Source organism: Salinivibrio sharmensis, assembly GCF_001995985.1.
Lineage (GTDB): Bacteria > Pseudomonadota > Gammaproteobacteria > Enterobacterales > Vibrionaceae > Salinivibrio > Salinivibrio sharmensis.
In genome coordinates this window covers 1-18116 of record NZ_MUFC01000001.1, presented here as the reverse complement: position 1 = coordinate 18116, position 18116 = coordinate 1, and the positions used below count along the sequence as shown (strand labels likewise).

Genomic DNA, 18116 nt, shown 5'->3' with positions numbered 1-18116 from the left:
GAGTAACTATGGCCGGCGCAAAAGAGATTCGTAATAAGATCGGAAGTGTGAAAAACACACAGAAGATCACTAAAGCGATGGAAATGGTGGCAGCCTCCAAAATGCGTAAAACGCAAGAAGCCATGGAGTCGTCACGTCCATACGCTGTCACTATGCGCAAAGTGATCGGTCATCTTGCACTGGGTAACTTGGAGTACCGTCATCCTTATTTGGAAGAGCGGGAAGCCAAGCGCGTTGGTTACATCATCATTTCTACTGACCGCGGACTGTGTGGTGGCCTGAACATTAACTTGTTCAAAAGTGCCATCAACGATATGGAAAGCTGGAGCCAAAAAGGTGCCGAAATCGACATGGCATTGGTTGGGGCGAAAGCCACCGCTTTCTTTAACAGCTACGGCGGCAATGTAGTCGCACAAACTTCTGGCCTGGGTGACACCCCAGTACTGGAAGACCTCATCGGTACTGTTGGGGTGATGCTGAAAAAATATGATGAAGGTGAGCTGGACCGCTTGTACCTGGTTTTCAACAAATTTGAAAACACCATGGTGCAGACCCCAGTGATCGATCAATTGCTGCCTTTGCCAAAGTCAGACGACGAGGAGATGCAGCGCAGCCACGCTTGGGATTATATCTATGAGCCTGAGCCGAAGCCGTTGCTCGATACCTTGTTGGTTCGCTATGCCGAATCGCAAGTGTATCAAGGTGTGGTAGAGAACCTCGCCAGTGAGCAAGCGGCACGTATGGTGGCAATGAAAGCTGCGACCGATAATGCGGGGAATCTGATTGATGATCTGCAGTTGGTTTACAACAAAGCCCGTCAGGCTGCGATCACCCAAGAGCTGTCAGAAATTGTTTCTGGCGCAAGTGCGGTGTAAAGGCAAGGGTTAACGAACTAGTTTAGAGGAATAACGATGGCTACAGGTAAGATCGTTCAGATCATCGGTGCGGTAGTCGACGTAGAGTTTCCACAAGACGCAGTACCTCAGGTATATGATGCGTTGAATGTGAAACGTGAAGGCGAGCGTCTGGTGCTGGAAGTTCAGCAGCAGCTTGGTGGTGGCGTTGTCCGTGCCATCGCAATGGGCTCATCTGATGGTCTGCGTCGTGGAATCGAAGTAGAAAATACAGGTAAAGCAATCGAAGTCCCTGTGGGTGAAGCCACACTGGGACGTATCGTCAACGTTTTGGGTGACGCGATTGATGAGCGTGGCGATCTGGGTGAGAAAGAGCGTTACTCTATCCACCGTGAAGCGCCAAGCTATGAAGAGCAGTCAAGTGCAACCGAACTTTTGGAAACCGGTGTAAAGGTTATCGACCTGATTTGCCCGTTTGCGAAAGGCGGTAAAATCGGTCTGTTCGGTGGTGCCGGTGTTGGTAAGACCGTTAACATGATGGAGCTTATCAACAACATCGCACTGCAACACTCAGGTCTGTCTGTATTCGCTGGTGTAGGTGAGCGTACTCGTGAGGGTAACGATTTCTACTACGAGATGCAGGAAGCCGGTGTTGTAAACATTGAGAAGCCCGAAGAGTCAAAAGTGGCCATGGTTTATGGTCAGATGAACGAGCCACCAGGTAACCGCCTGCGTGTAGCACTGACTGGCCTAACCATGGCGGAAAAATTCCGTGATGATGGCCGTGATGTACTGCTGTTCATCGATAACATCTATCGTTACACCCTTGCTGGTACCGAAGTATCCGCCCTATTGGGTCGTATGCCATCGGCAGTAGGTTACCAGCCAACGCTGGCTGAAGAGATGGGTGTATTGCAAGAGCGTATTACCTCAACCCGTACCGGTTCTATCACCTCGGTACAGGCTGTTTACGTGCCTGCGGATGACTTGACTGACCCGTCACCAGCCACCACCTTTGCCCACTTGGATGCAACGGTCGTATTGTCACGTAACATCGCGTCTATGGGTATGTACCCGGCGATCGACCCATTGGACTCTACATCACGTATGTTGGATCCTCTGGTTGTTGGTCAAGACCACTATGATGTGGCGCGTGGCGTACAGTCTGTCCTTCAGCGTTATAAAGAGCTGAAAGACATCATTGCTATCCTGGGTATGGATGAGCTGTCTGAAGAAGATAAACTGACGGTTGCACGTGCACGTAAGATTGAGCGTTTCCTAACCCAGCCTTACCACGTCGCCGAAGTCTTCACCGGCCAGCCAGGTGTTTATGTTTCGCTGAAAGATACCATTGCAAGCTTCAAAGGCCTGCTAAGTGGTGAGTACGATGATATCCCAGAGCAGGCATTCCTGTACTGCGGTAGCATTGAAGAAGTGCTCGAAAAAGCGAAAAACCTGTAAGGCTTGAGTAGGAGGCGATATGGCAGCGATAACCTTCCATCTGGATGTGGTCAGTGCAGAGCGACAACTGTTCTCTGGTCGTGCTGAGCATATTCAGGTGACCGGTAGCGAAGGTGAACTGGGTATTCACGCAGGACACACACCGCTGCTGACCGCTATTACGCCTGGCATGGTTCGCATCGTCAAACAAGGCGGTAGCGAAGAGATTATTTATCTCTCTGGTGGCACGCTTGAAGTGCAGCCTGGCACAGTGACTGTGCTGGCTGACACCGCAATTCGTGGTGAAGAACTGGACCAAGCTAAGGCGGAAGAAGCGAAGCGCCGCGCTGAGGATAAAATCCACAATCAGCATAAAGACGTCGACTTTGCTCAAGCGGCCAGTGACCTGGCTAAGGCGATTGCGAAGCTTCGAGTGATCGAGCTGACCAAGCACAAGCGTTAATCAGGCACTTACGGTGAGAATAAAAGCGACGCTTCGGCGTCGCTTTTTTATTATCTGCAAAGGTCATCTTGTAGGCTGTGATTCGCGCGAAAGCTAAAACGCGTTACACTAAGGGCAACTTAATAGACAACTCTCTCTTTTATCACGGAAAGACTATGCAATATAGTGCAGTTATTCTCGCGGCCGGTAAGGGCACGCGCATGTATTCACAAACCCCTAAGGTGCTTCATACCCTGGCGGGCAAGCCAATGGTTGAGCATGTTATTGATACCTGTCACGGCCTTGGCGCCTCGCAAATCCATCTAGTTTATGGTCATGGTGGCGATACAATGCAGCGCGTTTTAGCGCACTCACCGGTAAATTGGTGCTTACAGGCTGATCAACTTGGTACCGGCCATGCCGTGCAACAAGCCGCGCCGCACTTCGCGGATGATGAACAGGTGTTGGTGCTGTATGGCGATGTGCCCTTGATTTCAGAGCAAACCCTAACCCGTTTGCTAGAAGGGCAGCCTGAAGGCGGGATTGGTCTATTAACGGTGCATCAGGACGATCCGACTGGCTATGGCCGTATTGTGCGTGAAAACGGGGAAGTGGTCGCGATAGTTGAGCAAAAAGATGCCACTGAACCCCAGCTTGCGATTACTGAAATTAATACCGGTGTGCTGGTGGCCACTGGACGCGATTTACGCTATTGGTTGTCGCAGCTTGATAACAACAATGCACAAGGTGAGTTTTATCTCACTGACGTGATTGCGTTGGCGCATCAACAAGGGCGCTCGATTCAAGCCGTTCATCCTGTGAGTGCGGTGGAAGTGGAGGGGGTGAATAACCGCCTTCAGCTTTCGCGCCTTGAGCGAGAGTACCAAAAAATGCAGGCTGAACAGTTATTGCTCAGTGGTGTGATGCTCAAAGATCCCGCCCGTTTTGACTTGCGTGGTCAGCTGCAATGTGGACAGGATGTCACCATCGACGCCAATGTGATTATCGAAGGGAGTGTGACCTTAGGGGATAACGTGACTATCGGTGCCGGGAGTGTACTGATTGATTGCGAGATTGATGACAATACATTGGTGCGCCCGTACAGCGTGATAGAAGGGGCCAGTGTTGGAGAAGACTGTACCGTTGGTCCGTTCACGCGGTTGCGTCCGGGCGCTGAGATGGCGCGAGATGCTCATGTGGGCAACTTTGTGGAGATGAAAAAGTCTCACTTGGGTGAAGGCTCGAAAGCCAATCATCTGACTTATCTGGGTGATACTGAGGTCGGCAGAGGGGTGAATATTGGTGCTGGGGTGATTACCTGCAATTACGATGGTGCCAATAAACATAAAACCGTGATTAAAGATAATGCCTTCATTGGTTCGGATTCTCAGCTGGTGGCGCCGGTGGTGATTGGCGAAGGGGTGACTGTCGGGGCAGGAAGCACCATCAGCAAAGATGTCGCCGATGGTCAACTTATCATCACTCGTGCTAAACCAAGGACAATTGAGGCTTGGCAACGGCCGAAAAAAAAGTAGAATACTGACTGTTGAGCGCGCACAAGCCGCTTTTTAGCTTGAAAGGCGAAAAGTTGTGCGGTTGGTAAAATCAGGTGTTGACTCCCGATAAAAACCAGCCTATTATGCGCGCCTCAGTTGGGGTATCGCCAAGCGGTAAGGCAACGGGTTTTGATCTCGTCATTCCCAGGTTCGAATCCTGGTACCCCAGCCAACGCGTCCGTAGCTCAGCTGGATAGAGTACCTGGCTACGAACCAGGCGGTCGGAGGTTCGAATCCTCCCGGACGCGCCATCTTTCTTCAACTACCATGAAGTGAGATGAACAACTTGGAATGCGGAAGTGGCGGAATTGGTAGACGCACCAGATTTAGGTTCTGGCGCCGCAAGGTGTGAGAGTTCAAGTCTCTCCTTCCGCACCATTATTGAAACATGTGGCGTTAAGCGGCATGAAAATTGGGGTATCGCCAAGCGGTAAGGCAACGGGTTTTGATCTCGTCATTCCCAGGTTCGAATCCTGGTACCCCAGCCACTTTAGGTTGGCTACGTAGCTCAGTTGGTTAGAGCACATCACTCATAATGATGGGGTCACAGGTTCGAATCCCGTCGTAGCCACCATTATTCCGATTTGTTGCTAACGCAGTAAATCGCACCGATTTGCGGCGGTGGCGGAATTGGTAGACGCGCTAGCTTCAGGTGCTAGTGTCCGAAAGGACGTGAGGGTTCAAGTCCCTCCCCCCGCACCAAGACAATTGATATTCGGCCCGCCCGCCGACTTATCATATAAATTTGCGGAAGTGGCGGAATTGGTAGACGCACCAGATTTAGGTTCTGGCGCCGCAAGGTGTGAGAGTTCAAGTCTCTCCTTCCGCACCATACTAAGCCCATCAGCATTCGCTGGTGGGCTTTTTTTGTTGTTGCCTACCGAATGATGTTTCTCGCCGTTTAGCCACACTTTTTCCCTTGTTATCTTGATCTTTGTTTTGTTTTCTTTACCATAAGTTTCGATTCGAAACTTTGGTTGTTATATGTCGAAACGAAACACTCAGCAACGGCGCCATACCATCGTCACTTTGCTCACCGAGCAAGGCCAAGTCAGTGTTGATGCACTCTCGCAACGCTTTGAAACCTCTGAAGTGACTATCCGCAAAGATCTCGCGGAGCTGGAGAAAAATGGCTTATTGCTGCGCCGTTACGGTGGTGCGGTGCCCGTACCACAAGAAATGGTCTCAGAGCACGCAGTCCAAGTGTCAAAACAAAAGCAAAGCATCGCCGATGCCGCCGCTGCGCGCATTCGGGACCACAACCGTATTGTGGTCGACAGTGGCACCACCACCGCGGCCTTGATCCCTTTACTGAATAAGAAGCGTGGCCTTGTGGTGATGACTAACTCACTCCAAGTGGCCAATGCCATTCGAGAGCTGGAACACGAGCCAACGCTGCTGATGACCGGCGGAACCTGGGATACCCATTCTGAATCGTTTCAAGGCCAAGTGGCGGAACAAACTTTACGTGCGTACGACTTTGATCAGCTTTTTGTCGGTGCCGATGGCATTGATGTGGCTCGCGGTACCACGACCTTTAACGAAATGACGGGCCTGACGCGGGTGATGGCGGAGGTCGCGCGTGAGGTGGTGGTGATGATTGAGTCAGAGAAAATCGGTCGTCGGATCCCTAATCTAGAGCTTGCGTGGTCAAGCATCGACACCCTGATTACTGATAGTTTGCTTGATGATGATCTGAAACACGCCATAGAACAAACCGGTACAGATGTGATCTGTGCTGACCAGTAATAAGACCAGTAAGGAAAGACTATGTGTGGAATTGTAGGGGCGGTCGCCCAGCGTGATGTCGCCGAGATCTTAGTAGAGGGGCTACGTCGCCTTGAATATCGCGGTTATGACTCGGCAGGGGTTGCGATCAGCGATGCGGCTACCGGGCAGCTCACGCGCGTGCGTCGTCTTGGTAAAGTGGCGGCGCTTTCGGACGCAGTGGCTGACACCAACCCTGCTGGAGGCACAGGGATTGCGCATACGCGATGGGCAACGCACGGTGAGCCAAGCGAAGCCAATGCGCACCCACACATGTCTGGCGATGATATTGCCATTGTGCATAACGGCATTATCGAAAATCACCACAGCTTACGCGAACAGCTGCAAGCGCGTGGTTATCAGTTTCATTCGCAAACCGACACTGAAGTGATTGCGCATTTGGTTGATTGGGAGCTAAAGCAAACGTCTGACTTACTCGAAGCATTCCAACGTACGGTGAGCCAGCTTGAAGGTGCTTACGGCACCGTGGTGATGGATAAAAACCAACCTGAGCGTCTGATTGCGGCTCGATCGGGAAGCCCGCTAGTCATTGGCCTAGGGGTTGGTGAAAACTTTCTTGCCTCTGATCAGCTGGCGCTGCTCAATGTCACCCGCCGTTTTATCTACCTTGAAGAAGGGGATGTGGCCGATATTTCTCGCCGCGAGGTGGCGATTTATAACCAAGAGGGCACATTGGTGGAACGTGAGGTGCATGAAGCGAGTGCGCAGTATGACGCCGCTGACAAAGGCCAATATCGCCACTACATGCAAAAAGAAATCTATGAGCAACCCACCGCGCTCACCAATACCATGGAAGGCCGCCTGGGCAGTGACCATGTGATTGTCGATGCCATCGGTAATGGCGCCAGCGATATCCTCGCCAAAGCGCAGCACATTCAAATTATCGCGTGTGGTACCTCGTATAACGCGGGCATGGTGGCGCGTTATTGGTTTGAATCGCTGGCAGGGGTAAGCTGTGATGTGGAAATCGCCTCTGAGTTTCGCTATCGCCAGTTTGTCACCCGCCCTAATAGCGTGCTGATCACCTTGTCGCAATCTGGTGAGACCGCAGACACCTTAGCGGCACTGCGTTTGGCTAAAGAACGTGGTTATATGGCGACCATGGCGATTTGTAATGTGGCAGGTTCATCACTGGTCCGCGAGTCTGATCTCGCCTTTATGACCCGCGCCGGGACAGAAATCGGCGTGGCATCGACCAAAGCCTTTACCACCCAGCTGTCTGCGCTGCTAATGCTGGTTACCGCGCTGGGTAAAATGCAGGGGTCGATTGGTCGTGATAAAGAGCGCGAGATTGTCGATGCTCTACATCACCTGCCCTCTAGCATCGAGCAAGCGTTGACCTTTGATAAAGCGATTGAGCAATTAGCCCAAGACTTTGCGGATAAGCACCATGCCCTCTTCTTGGGGCGGGGAGAGTACTATCCAATTGCCGTAGAAGCTGCGCTAAAGCTAAAAGAGATCTCTTACATTCACGCAGAGGCCTATGCTGCCGGTGAGCTAAAACACGGCCCGTTGGCACTGATTGATGCCGATATGCCGGTGATTGTGATTGCGCCAAACAACGAGTTGTTGGAGAAGCTCAAATCAAACATTGAAGAAGTGCGCGCCCGTGGTGGCCAGCTCTACGTGTTTGCCGATCAAGACGCTGGTTTTACGCCGGAAGAGGGGATGAATATAATCGCCATGCCCCATGCCGATGAGATTATCGCCCCCGTGTTCTACACCGTGCCGATGCAGCAATTGTCTTATCATGTAGCCTTGATCAAAGGCACAGACGTCGACCAGCCTCGCAACCTTGCCAAAGCCGTAACGGTTGAGTAATCTTGCCCAACATTCACCACGCCCTGACTAGGGGCGTGGTTGATCTTTTATCAATTACTGCTGTTTTGCTACGAAAATGCGATCTGCATAGACTTTATTGCAAAATGCAAATCATTTTGCATTTAATCTCAGGCATGTCGCCTGGAAAATTAAACAGAATACCATTCTGTTTTATAAGATTTTGATTGTTATAGGTTTTATGGGTGCCTAATAACTTGGCCTACATTGTGCATACTCAGGGTATAACGACTAACATCGACCAGTTGTAGAGAGGAAGCAATGATTGATTCTAAAACCCAAGTAGCAAAACGCATCAAAGAAGCACGTGAGTGGAAAGGCATCACCCAAGTAAAAATGGCGAAGTTGCTTAACGTAGCACGCCAAACCTATTTGGACATTGAAAACGGTAAAACAGAACCGCGCGTCCGTATGCTTTCCAACATCGCTGAGCTGACTGAGCGTCCATTAGTGTGGTTTGTCTACGGTGACGAAGATGTCGAAATGCACGATGTTCAGTATAAGCAAGATGTGAATCGCCTGCTTGAGCATTTCTCTCGCTTACCGCACGAAGCTCGCACGGCGATTTTGAATCAAAGCGTGAACATGGCTTCGTTCTTGGTGAACTATTCTAAGGCGGCCCAGCGCGCATAAAAGCACTGCCTGCTCGACTAGATATGCGGGTAAGTGCTTGCTTACTGAGGTAGGCATCAGCAGCGTAGCGTCACACTATCGGTGTGCGCCACCATGATACGCCTGCCGAGCCATGCATAATGCAGGGTTGGTGTTGTGACGGGCTGTGTTTAATACAGTTCGGGTAGCAGAAATGAGGCATGAACCATGGTGATTTCGACCGCGCGCATGGCGCAACGGATCCGTGAAGCACGGGAATTTAGTAAGATAACCCAAGTAGACATGGCGAAGCGTTTGAGTGTCGCCCGTCAGACGTATTTGGACATGGAGTCGGGGAAGACGGATCCTAAAATCCTCGCGCTGGTCATGATTGCGGAAATTACCGGTCGACCCTTTAACTGGTTTGTGCATGGCGAAACGGATGAGCGCGACATCGCCTTTTCTCACCGTGATGATTTAGCCGCATTGACAAGCTTGCTGAGCCAATTACCTCAAGTGGCACGACAGACGGTGATGGACAACGCGCTGTCCATTGCCGACTACGTGGTCTCGCTGACCCCAGAGCAGCAACGCAAGTAAAGAAAAGCCCGACCTTGACGTCGGGCTTTTTCGTTGAGCGCTTTCCGTTTAGCTGGCTGTTTTTGAAAGGAAAAAACGGTACGCGGGGTTAGCGGTTTCGTCTTTCCACTCATACCCGAGCTCGCGCAGGTGGGCGGTAAAGGCGAGTAAGTCCTTATCGCCAATCTCAAAGCCGCACAGCACGCGGCCATAATCTGAGCCATGGTTGCGGTAGTTAAATAAGCTAATGTTCCAATGGGTGCCCAAGGTTTGCAAAAAGTGCAGTAATGCCCCGGGGTACTCCGGAAACTCAAAGCTATACAATCGCTCATTGAGGCTGGCAGATGGTCGGCCACCAATCATGTAGCGCACATGCACTTTGGCCATTTCATCATCGGACAAATCTTCTACCGGGTAACCGGCTTGGCGTAAATCGCGCAAAATATTGTCCAGTTCTTCTTGCCCCCCCAAGAGCCTGACACCGACGAAGATGTTGGCGAGGTGTTGATCTCCGTAGCGGTAGTTAAACTCGGTGACGGCGCGATCGCCCAGAATCTGACAAAAATTGAAGAAAGCGCCCGTTTGTTCTGGAATAGTGACAGCCAGCAAACCCTCACGCTTCTCTCCAAGCTCCGCCCGTTCAGACACATAGCGCAGCGAATGGAAATTGGTGTTGGCACCCGACAACACCGCTGCCAGCTGTTTACCTTTGAGCTGGTGTTTTTCCACATAGTGTTTCAGGCCCGCCAGTGCCAGAGCGCCAGAAGGTTCAGAGATAGCGCGTGTATCTTCAAAAATGTCTTGCACCGCGGCACAAATGGCATCACTCGACACCGTGATACTGTCATCCAAGTATTGCTGACAAAGCCGGAAAGACTCATCGCCAATACGTTTGACCGCCACGCCGTCGGCAAAGGTGCCCACTCTGTCGAGCGTCACTGGGTAGCCAGCGTCTAGTGCGGCACGCAGGCAGGCGGAGTCTTCGGCTTCGACGCCGATCACTTTGATATTGGGCATCAGTTGTTTAATAAGTACCGCCACGCCCGCAGCGATACCCCCACCACCAACGGGTAAGAAAACATAATCAAGGTGACCATTTTGTTGCACCAGCTCCAGCCCGATCGTGCCCTGTCCGGCAATGACCTGCGGATGATCAAAAGGCGGTACGAACGTATAACCGTGCTCGTCGGCGAGCTGTTGTGCCATGCCTTTGGCTTCATCAAAGTTGTTGCCGTGTAGCACCACATGGCCGCCAAAGCCGCGCACGGCGTCGACTTTAATCGCCGGCGTGGTACGAGGCATCACGATGGTGGCTTTCACCCCAAGACGGCTACCTGATAGGGCGACACCTTGGGCATGGTTACCGGCTGAGGCCGCAATCACTCCGGCGTTTTTTTGCGCGTCAGTCAGTTGTGCCATCATGTTGTGCGCGCCACGTAACTTAAACGAGTGAACCGGTTGGCGGTCTTCACGCTTGAGCTGCACCTGGTTATCAAAGCGCTCAGATAAGCGCTTCATGGTTTGAAGTGGCGAGGTCATTGCCACTTCATAAACAGGCGCGCGCAAGATATCCCTAAGATAATCAGCACCGTCCATCGGTTGTGCAGTTGAGGGTTGCGCCTGTTGCATGCTTACTCCTCCAATTTACGGCGATCGCGTACCGCACCTTTATCGGCGCTGGTGGCAAGGCTAGCATAGGCTTTTAACGCGTAAGAGACCTGGCGTTGACGGTCTTTGGGCTTCCAACCGCGTGCGTTCACTTCTGCGCGGCGGGTGGCCAGTGTTGCTTCGTCCACCAGCAGGCTGATTTCGCGGGTAGGGATATCAATACGAATACGATCGCCGTTTTCCACTAATGCGATGGTGCCGCCGTTGGCCGCTTCTGGAGAGACATGACCAATCGACAGCCCTGAGGTACCACCAGAGAAGCGCCCATCGGTGAGCAGCGCACAGGATTTGCCCAATCCCATCGATTTTAAGTAGGTGGTTGGGTAGAGCATTTCTTGCATGCCTGGCCCCCCTTTCGGCCCCTCATAGCGGATAACAACCACATCACCGGCTTTTACCTCACCGCCAAGGATGGCATCCACCGCGTGGTCTTGGCTTTCAAACACCACCGCGGGACCTTCAAAGGTCAGAATGCTTTCATCGACCCCAGCAGTCTTGACGATACACCCATTGAGCGCAATGTTGCCTTGCAGCACCGCTAATCCTCCATCTTGGCTAAAGGCATGTTCATGGGCACGGATACAGCCAGACTGGCGGTCGTCATCAAGGGTGTCCCAGCGACAGTTTTGCGAGAAGGCTTGGGTGGTACGAATCCCCGCTGGTCCGGCGCGATAGAAGGCTTTAATCGCTTCATCATCGGTTTGTACAATGTCGTATTGTGCCAGTTGCTCTTTAAGGCTCATTCCCAGCACGGTTTGCTGCTCGACGTTTAGCAGGCCAGCGCGCTGAAGTTCGCCCAGGATCCCCATTACCCCGCCAGCACGGTGTACATCTTCCATGTGATATTGCTGTGTCGATGGCGCTACCTTACAAAGGTGAGGCACTTGGCGTGACATACGATCAATATCATCCATGTCGAAATGGACGTCGCCTTCTTGCGCGGCCGCAAGCAGGTGCAAGACTGTATTGGTTGACCCACCCATGGCAATATCCAGCGCCATGGCGTTTTCAAACGAGGCGCGGTTGGCGATATTGCGCGGCAGGATGCTGTCATCGTCTTGCTCATAATAGCGCTTGGTCAGCCCGACAATCCGTTTGCCAGCGTTGATGAACAGCTGCTCACGGTCAGCATGGGTGGCGAGCATCGAGCCATTACCTGGCTGACTTAGCCCCAGTGCTTCAGTGAGGCAGTTCATCGAGTTGGCGGTAAACATGCCGGAGCATGACCCGCATGTTGGGCAAGCGGAGCGTTCAATTTGCTCGCTTTGTTCATCGGACACATCCGGGTTGGCACCTTGCATCATGGCATCGACCAGATCGAGTTTGAGGATCTGATCGGACAGCTTGGTTTTCCCCGCTTCCATCGGGCCACCGGAAACAAAAATCACCGGGACATTGAGGCGCATCGAGGCCATCAACATGCCCGGGGTGATTTTGTCACAGTTAGAAATACAGACCATGGCATCGGCACAGTGGGCATTGACCATATACTCGACCGAGTCTGCGATAATCTCACGGGAAGGCAGTGAGTACAGCATGCCGCCATGACCCATGGCGATGCCATCATCAACGGCGATGGTATTGAACTCTTTGGCGATGCCGCCTGCTTTTTCGATTTCCTTTGCGACCAGCTGACCCATGTCTTTGAGATGGACATGGCCAGGCACAAACTGGGTAAATGAGTTGACGACGGCGATAATCGGTTTGCCGAAATCATCATCTTTTACGCCGGTGGCGCGCCATAATGCACGCGCGCCAGCCATGTTGCGACCATGGGTAGTAGTTTTGGAACGATAGGTTGGCATATTACGACTCCTTTGCCTTATGCGCTCTGGTCTGGGTAAACCGGGTCAAGCCAGCCCCATTTGTCTTCGGTGGTACCATCAAACAAGCCAAAGAAGGCTTGCTGTAGTGAGGCGGTGATTGGGCCACGTTGACCCTCACCGACAGTGATCTGATCAACGCTACGCACAGGCACGATTTCTGCGGCGGTGCCGGTCATAAAGACTTCATCGGCCAAATACAATGCTTCACGCGCAATTGGCTCTTCGCAAATGGTGAGCCCTTTCTCTTTCGCCAGCGTGATGATGGCGTCACGCGTGAGCCCGGGCAAAATGGCGCTGGTGGCCGGTGGCGTGCTGATCACACCATTTTTAATGATAAAGAGGTTCTCACCGGCCCCTTCGGACAGGTAGCCGCGTACATCCAAGGCAATGCCCTCGGCATAGCCGTGGCGACGCGCTTCCCCCCCCACTAAGAGGGATGATAAATAGTTCCCGCCGGCTTTGGCGGCGGTCGGAATGGTATTGGGTGCGGCACGGTTCCAGCTTGATACCATGGCATCTACCCCTTGGGCGAGGGCTTCTTCACCTAAGTAGCTCCCCCAACTAAACGCGGCGATAATGATGTCCATTTGTGTATCAGGTGGGGGGCAGACCCCTAAGCCCACGTTGCCCACATAGCCAAGCGGACGAATATATGCGGAACGTAGCTGGTTCACGCGTAAGGTTTCACGGCACGCTTCCATCAGCGCGTCGACGCTGTAGGGAATCGGAAAACGATAAATTTTGGCAGAGTCTTTCAGGCGCTGCATGTGCTCGCGATGGCGAAACACCACTGGGCCGTTCGGTGTGTCATAGCAGCGGATCCCCTCGAACACCGAGGTACCATAGTGCATCGCGTGTGTGAGTACGTGCACGGTGGCATCCTGCCAAGCGATCATTTCACCGTTAGACCAAATGTAATCAGCGGTATTTGTCGACATTCTTTTCTTCCTTTTTGGTTATGCGCGTAGGGATTGTTGCTGGGATGAGGACATCATTACCTCAGCCACGTCCCATAGCTTAGTCAGTTGTGGTCGCAAGGTCTCGATCGCTCTTTGGCTTTCGACGGTGACATCAAAAATTACGTGGCCGTTGTCCGTGGGCTGAGACATATTGAATTGGCAAACCGTAAAGCCGCGATGACGGATCACACGCAAAACACGTTCAAGTAGTTCAGGACTGTGGGTCGCATGAATTGAAAACTGGTGTTGCATCATAAGTCTTGCTCCATCATTTGTTGGTTTGCCGCGCCGGGTGGCACCAGCGGCCATACGTTTTCCATTTCATCAATGGCAACATGCAGCAAATACGGGCCTTGATGTGCCATCAAGGTGTTGAGCGCGTCCTCGACCTCGTCTTTGCGCTGGATACTGTGTCCAGGAATGTCAAAGGCGCGCGCTAGGGTGAGAAAGTCCGGGTTATCAGACAGATCTGTTTCACTATAACGTTGGTCAAAAAACAGTTGTTGCCACTGGCGCACCATGCCCAAACGCTGATTATCCAGTAGGATAATTTTCACCCCGATCCCGCGACGCTTCAGCGTGCCCAGCTCTTGGACATTCATCATGAATGAGCCATCTCCGGACACCAACACCACTTCATCCTCGGGGCGAGCCACTTTGGCACCCATCGCGGCAGGCAAGCCAAATCCCATGGTGCCCAGTCCTGCGGAGGTCAGCAGATTCTCAGGTCGAGAGGGGCGAACATGTTGCGCGACCCACATTTGGTGTTGACCCACATCGGTGGCAACGACGGTGTTTGCCGGCATGCTATCGGATAAGTATTTGAGTAAAGCAGGCGCGTAGATGGCCTCGCCAGGGTGGTCGTAGCGCCACGCGTGAGTGGTTTGCCATTCAGTGATTTGCTCACGCCATGCTGGTGACGTATCAGGGCATGCGAGTGCAGGGAGTACTTGATTGAGCGGGGCACATACTGGCGCTTGTGCACGACGTAGTTTATTGATTTCGGCCGCATCAATATCAAGGTGCACCACGTTGGCGTGAGGGGCGAAGGTATCGAGCTTGCCGGTCACCCGGTCATCGAAACGTGCACCAACCACAATCAGTAAGTCGGACGCCTGCACCGCGAGGTTCGCCGCTTTAGTGCCATGCATACCGAGCATCCCAAGGTAATGCGGATAGTTTGATTCAACCGTGCCCAAGCCTTTTAGTGTGCTTACCACCGGGAGCTTACTGCGCGCCAAGTAATCGCGTAATGCCTCGGTGGCTTTACCGAGTACCACGCCACCGCCGAGATAGACCATAGGGCGCTGACTGGTGCGGATAAGGGTGTTGGCTTTGTCGAGTGCTTGACTGTCGACAGCGTCAGCGTCTGCGGTACGAACCTGAGCTTCTGTGTGTGGGATCAGTGCTTGCTGCACATCTTTGGCAATATCCACCAATACTGGGCCTGGACGGCCGGATTGTGCTACCTCGAATGCCTGCGCTAAGGTGCTGGTGAGCTCAGTCGGATCAGTGACCAGAAAACTGTGTTTGGTGCAGGCGAGTGATAAGCCGAGGACATCGATCTCTTGAAACGCATCCGTTCCTATCAGTGGGCTAGCAACTTGGCCGGTGATCGCGACCACAGGCACTGAGTCCATCATTGCATCGGCAAGCCCGGTGACTAAGTTAGTGGCGCCCGGCCCTGATGTAGCAAGGCAGACACCAGGACGGCCACTGGCACGGGCATACCCGATGGCGGCCATCGCCGCGCCTTGCTCGTGGCGACATAAAATATGCTCAACTCCACCATCATAGAGGGCATCGTACACAGGCATGATCGCACCACCTGGATACCCAAATACGGTTTCAACGCCTTGTTGGCGTAAGGCTTCCACAACCCATTGTGCACCTGTCATGTTCGTCCCTCCCCGAATGAACGGGGAGGGCAGGCGGGCAAATGATCTGTCTCTGCGCTCTCCATCATTGTTGCTTCCGTTGTCGCGTGGCTATCGCCACATGAATGAAAAAAGCCCCCGAACCTGTTGGTTGCGGGGGCTTGGTTGCGATGTTGTTGCTGTATTTCGCGTACCTAAACCCCTCGCGGAATAATGACCACGATGAGGCGAATAATTAGGACGATAGCGAAGTTAAGCATTTGTCTGTCTTTTGTCGTTGTCAGCCCATTTTATGGGCTTTTTGTTAATAGTGTTTTTTGTTTATGCCTGCTTGTTACAGGTCAGTCACGAACCCGATCTGTCGCCGAGTCTTGTGTTTAATTGTTGTGCATTTGTAGTGGTATCACAGACCTCACTCGCATGACAAGAAAAAAATACTCTTAATCATAAAATGGCTCGGCACTATAAGAGTCGGGTTTCATAGTGGTTAAACAGGGTAACGTGGAGAGAAAATGGCATTAGCGATAGTGCACAGTCGAGCCTGTGTCGGCGTGCAAGCCCCAAGTGTGACGGTGGAAGTGCATATATCCAATGGCTTACCTGGGTTTGCGCTGGTGGGGCTGCCGGAGACCACGGTAAAAGAAGCGCGGGACAGAGTAAGAAGTGCGATAGTCACATCGAATTTCGAGTTCCCTTCTCGTCGTATCACAGTGCTATGCAAGAAAAACAGGAATAAAGTATCTGAAGATGCCTTACTAAGTGTCAATTTGATATACTATCGAGATAATTTATGTAATACTGTTTTTATATACAGGTCCTTAACGGTTGAAGTTTATGAAAGTGCCCCATGTTATGCCCTATCAAGGAAGTAAAAGAAAACTTGCAGATGCAATTCTCCAACATGTAGAGGGAATTGATATTGATACGTTTTATGAACCATTTTCTGGATCTGGTGCGATAACGTTAGCCGCTGCTGCGAAAGGGGTTGCTAATAAGTATGTGTTAAATGATAAATACGCTCCAATAATGGATTTATGGGATCTAATCATTAACTCACCAGCGTCAGCGGCTGATAGATATGAAGCTGTTTGGGAGGGACAAATACCAAGTAGTAATGATGTAGAGCCAATATCTTATTCTTATGATCATTTTATGGAGATAAGAACACTCTTTAATAGAGATAATGACTCTGCGAAGCTTCTATATCTTTTGGCTCGTTGTGTAAAAAATGCCGTTAGGTTTAATTCCAATGGTGAGTTTAATCAATCACCAGATAAAAGAAGAAAGGGCACTGCACCAAGCAAAATGAGATCCAATATTTTTGGTGCATCTAAAATATTACAAGGTAAGAGTAGTCTCTTTAGTGAAGACTTTAAGAGCGTCACATCAAAAGCAACAAATAATGATCTGATTTATATGGATCCTCCTTGGCAAGGAACAAGTACAAAAAAAGATACAAGATATGCTTTTACCCTACAAATTGATGAATTGATAGGTGAGCTTGAAGAGCTGAATAAGCGAGATGTACCTTATTTACTATCTTTTGATGGTGTTTGCGGTGATAAGTCATATGGTAAAGATCTTCCAGAGCATTTAAGACTTAGAAAGACGATGTTAGATGCTGGAAGATCTTCACAGGCAATACTCTTAGGCAGAGAAGATAAGACATTGGAGTCTCTATATTTATCTCCTGCATTAGTCGCAAAAATTGAAGCAACTAAACTTTCAGCCGCTGTATAACTAAATCCTGAATACTTATTCCAGTTCTTTTACTTTCTTCGCTTAAGTGGTCATAGATATCTACATCTTGACCGCTAAAGCCAAGGTTTAAGACTCTAATCGGTCTTGTAGCTGCGTGAGTATAGTTTTCTGGATAAGCCCAATAGCAGGAGCTACAAACAGACTGATCTTTTGATCCTCTGAGGTTTGGGCATTTTTCACACTCCCAAGATTTTTGTCTTTGAGCTGATCCGCTTAAAAGCATAAATCTATCTGGTGCGTTTTCCCCTGCGGCATCATCCCCTGCAACTTCGTAAGGAATACGATGGTCTATCTGTAAATATCTGCCCTCAAATGGGATCCCAGATACTGCACACTTTTCTCCATACATTTCAATTAGTTTATTTTTCAAACCTTTAGAGAAAGTTTGTCTTCCTGCTAACTTATGCCCCTCTATTTTGCTTGGATCACCAAAGCGATATGCTCCGATTTTTCTACCTTGCTTATCTAATACTTTGAATGTTTCAAGAGGTATTCCGTTTTCTCTTACATCTCGGGCTGCTCTGGGCGGATGGTCATATCCATAAATCTCTTTCAATTCTTCTGTAGAGACATAACCGTGAGCAATTATATGGTCAATTACGATTCTGGCACGTTTAGCTGTGACTTTTTCAGCTAATGCCAAGATTCTTGGATCTATATTTGTCATATGCAACATCCTTCAAAAGAATGTAGCTTATCAAACTTTTTTTATAATTTGGACCATAATCTTATGGTGAAAATGATAATCAAAATCATTAACAGAAAGGGTCAAAATCTAAGCTTTTAGATAGTTCTTTTGTTTTTATATCTCCGACCCTTATATTAAAAACTTTTTTTTCTCGATTATATTCACAACTTTTTAAAAAATCATTTTTCTCCAATGTTTTTATTGCTGTTCTTACTGCCTTATGTTTTAGTTTATTGCTTTTGTTATCT

16 protein-coding genes, 7 tRNA genes and 1 pseudogene are annotated in these 18116 nt (G+C 50.7%); 17 read left to right on the top strand and 7 right to left on the bottom strand.

Annotation, left to right across the window (positions count from 1 at the left end; genetic code table 11):
* The first annotated feature begins 8 nt into the window (after positions 1-8).
* The 15 genes from atpG to BZG74_RS00050 all read left to right on the top strand — a co-directional run bounded on the left by atpG (position 9) and on the right by BZG74_RS00050 (position 9110).
* Positions 9-875, top strand: coding sequence for a F0F1 ATP synthase subunit gamma (gene atpG, locus BZG74_RS00120; RefSeq protein ID WP_077770835.1), 867 nt, complete (start codon positions 9-11; stop codon positions 873-875).
* A gap of 36 nt (positions 876-911) precedes the next feature.
* Positions 912-2315, top strand: coding sequence for a F0F1 ATP synthase subunit beta (atpD, locus tag BZG74_RS00115; RefSeq protein ID WP_077770834.1), 1404 nt, complete (start codon positions 912-914; stop codon positions 2313-2315).
* A 19-nt stretch (positions 2316-2334) separates the two neighbouring features.
* The gene (locus tag BZG74_RS00110; protein ID WP_046074864.1) at positions 2335-2757 is read left to right on the top strand and encodes a F0F1 ATP synthase subunit epsilon; all 423 of its coding nucleotides are present in this window, start codon (positions 2335-2337) and stop codon (positions 2755-2757) included.
* A 155-nt stretch (positions 2758-2912) separates the two neighbouring features.
* Entirely contained in the window at positions 2913-4271 is a 1359-nt protein-coding gene (gene glmU / locus BZG74_RS00105; protein ID WP_077770833.1) for a bifunctional UDP-N-acetylglucosamine diphosphorylase/glucosamine-1-phosphate N-acetyltransferase GlmU, read from the top strand.
* 118 nt (positions 4272-4389) lie between these two features.
* Positions 4390-4464: transfer RNA gene (locus BZG74_RS00100), tRNA-Gln, on the top strand.
* A gap of 2 nt (positions 4465-4466) precedes the next feature.
* Positions 4467-4543 (top strand) — tRNA-Arg (locus BZG74_RS00095).
* A 42-nt stretch (positions 4544-4585) separates the two neighbouring features.
* Positions 4586-4670, top strand: a tRNA-Leu gene (locus BZG74_RS00090).
* 35 nt (positions 4671-4705) lie between these two features.
* Positions 4706-4780 (top strand) — tRNA-Gln (locus BZG74_RS00085).
* A 9-nt stretch (positions 4781-4789) separates the two neighbouring features.
* Positions 4790-4866: transfer RNA gene (locus tag BZG74_RS00080), tRNA-Met, on the top strand.
* Between the two features lie 41 nt (positions 4867-4907).
* A tRNA-Leu gene (locus BZG74_RS00075) sits at positions 4908-4994 on the top strand.
* 45 nt (positions 4995-5039) lie between these two features.
* A tRNA-Leu gene (locus tag BZG74_RS00070) sits at positions 5040-5124 on the top strand.
* Positions 5125-5276: 152 nt separating this feature from the next.
* Positions 5277-6041 carry a DeoR/GlpR family DNA-binding transcription regulator gene (locus tag BZG74_RS00065; protein WP_077770832.1) on the top strand — a complete coding sequence of 255 codons (765 nt, stop codon included), beginning with the start codon at positions 5277-5279 and terminating at the stop codon, positions 6039-6041.
* Positions 6042-6062: 21 nt separating this feature from the next.
* Positions 6063-7901, top strand: a complete 1839-nt coding sequence (glmS, locus tag BZG74_RS00060; RefSeq protein WP_077770831.1) for a glutamine--fructose-6-phosphate transaminase (isomerizing) — start codon at positions 6063-6065, stop codon at positions 7899-7901.
* Positions 7902-8180: 279 nt separating this feature from the next.
* A complete protein-coding gene (locus tag BZG74_RS00055) occupies positions 8181-8552 on the top strand; it encodes a helix-turn-helix transcriptional regulator (RefSeq protein ID WP_021022741.1) in 372 nt (123 codons plus the stop codon).
* Between the two features lie 186 nt (positions 8553-8738).
* Positions 8739-9110 (top strand): helix-turn-helix domain-containing protein, encoded by a 372-nt coding sequence (locus BZG74_RS00050; RefSeq protein WP_077770830.1) that lies wholly within the window; start codon positions 8739-8741, stop codon positions 9108-9110.
* A gap of 48 nt (positions 9111-9158) precedes the next feature.
* Here BZG74_RS00050 and ilvA read toward each other — a convergent pair whose 3' ends face one another.
* The 5 genes from ilvA to ilvG are packed head-to-tail and all read right to left on the bottom strand — an operon-like array spanning position 9159 to position 15440.
* Positions 9159-10718: a threonine ammonia-lyase, biosynthetic gene (gene ilvA / locus BZG74_RS00045; protein WP_077770829.1), complete on the bottom strand. Its 1560-nt coding sequence runs from the start codon at positions 10716-10718 to the stop codon at positions 9159-9161.
* A 2-nt stretch (positions 10719-10720) separates the two neighbouring features.
* On the bottom strand, positions 10721-12562 hold the full coding sequence (gene ilvD / locus BZG74_RS00040) for a dihydroxy-acid dehydratase (protein WP_077770828.1): 1842 nt from the start codon (positions 12560-12562) through the stop codon (positions 10721-10723).
* Positions 12563-12579: 17 nt separating this feature from the next.
* Positions 12580-13521, bottom strand: a complete 942-nt coding sequence (ilvE, locus tag BZG74_RS00035) for a branched-chain-amino-acid transaminase (protein ID WP_077770827.1) — start codon at positions 13519-13521, stop codon at positions 12580-12582.
* 18 nt (positions 13522-13539) lie between these two features.
* A complete protein-coding gene (ilvM, locus tag BZG74_RS00030) occupies positions 13540-13797 on the bottom strand; it encodes an acetolactate synthase 2 small subunit (protein WP_077770826.1) in 258 nt (85 codons plus the stop codon).
* Positions 13794-15440, bottom strand: a complete 1647-nt coding sequence (gene ilvG, locus BZG74_RS00025) for an acetolactate synthase 2 catalytic subunit (RefSeq protein ID WP_077770825.1) — start codon at positions 15438-15440, stop codon at positions 13794-13796. Before ilvG ends, ilvM begins: the two co-directional genes overlap by 4 nt.
* Positions 15441-15931: 491 nt before the next feature.
* Here ilvG and BZG74_RS15725 point away from each other — a divergent pair.
* Together BZG74_RS15725 and BZG74_RS00015 are read left to right on the top strand one after the other, a co-directional pair.
* Positions 15932-16132 (top strand): annotated as a pseudogene (locus BZG74_RS15725) (magnesium chelatase domain-containing protein); the annotation flags it as partial.
* 121 nt (positions 16133-16253) lie between these two features.
* Entirely contained in the window at positions 16254-17159 is a 906-nt protein-coding gene (locus tag BZG74_RS00015) for a DNA adenine methylase (protein ID WP_077770824.1), read from the top strand.
* Here the strand turns inward: BZG74_RS00015 and BZG74_RS00010 are convergent.
* Both BZG74_RS00010 and BZG74_RS15785 read right to left on the bottom strand, forming a co-directional pair.
* Positions 17137-17847 carry a hypothetical protein gene (locus tag BZG74_RS00010; RefSeq protein ID WP_201247338.1) on the bottom strand — a complete coding sequence of 237 codons (711 nt, stop codon included), beginning with the start codon at positions 17845-17847 and terminating at the stop codon, positions 17137-17139. The genes BZG74_RS00015 and BZG74_RS00010 overlap by 23 nt on opposite strands.
* Positions 17848-17935: 88 nt before the next feature.
* Positions 17936-18116 (bottom strand): hypothetical protein (locus BZG74_RS15785; protein ID WP_235605682.1); only part of this gene is annotated, 181 nt, incomplete at its 5' end.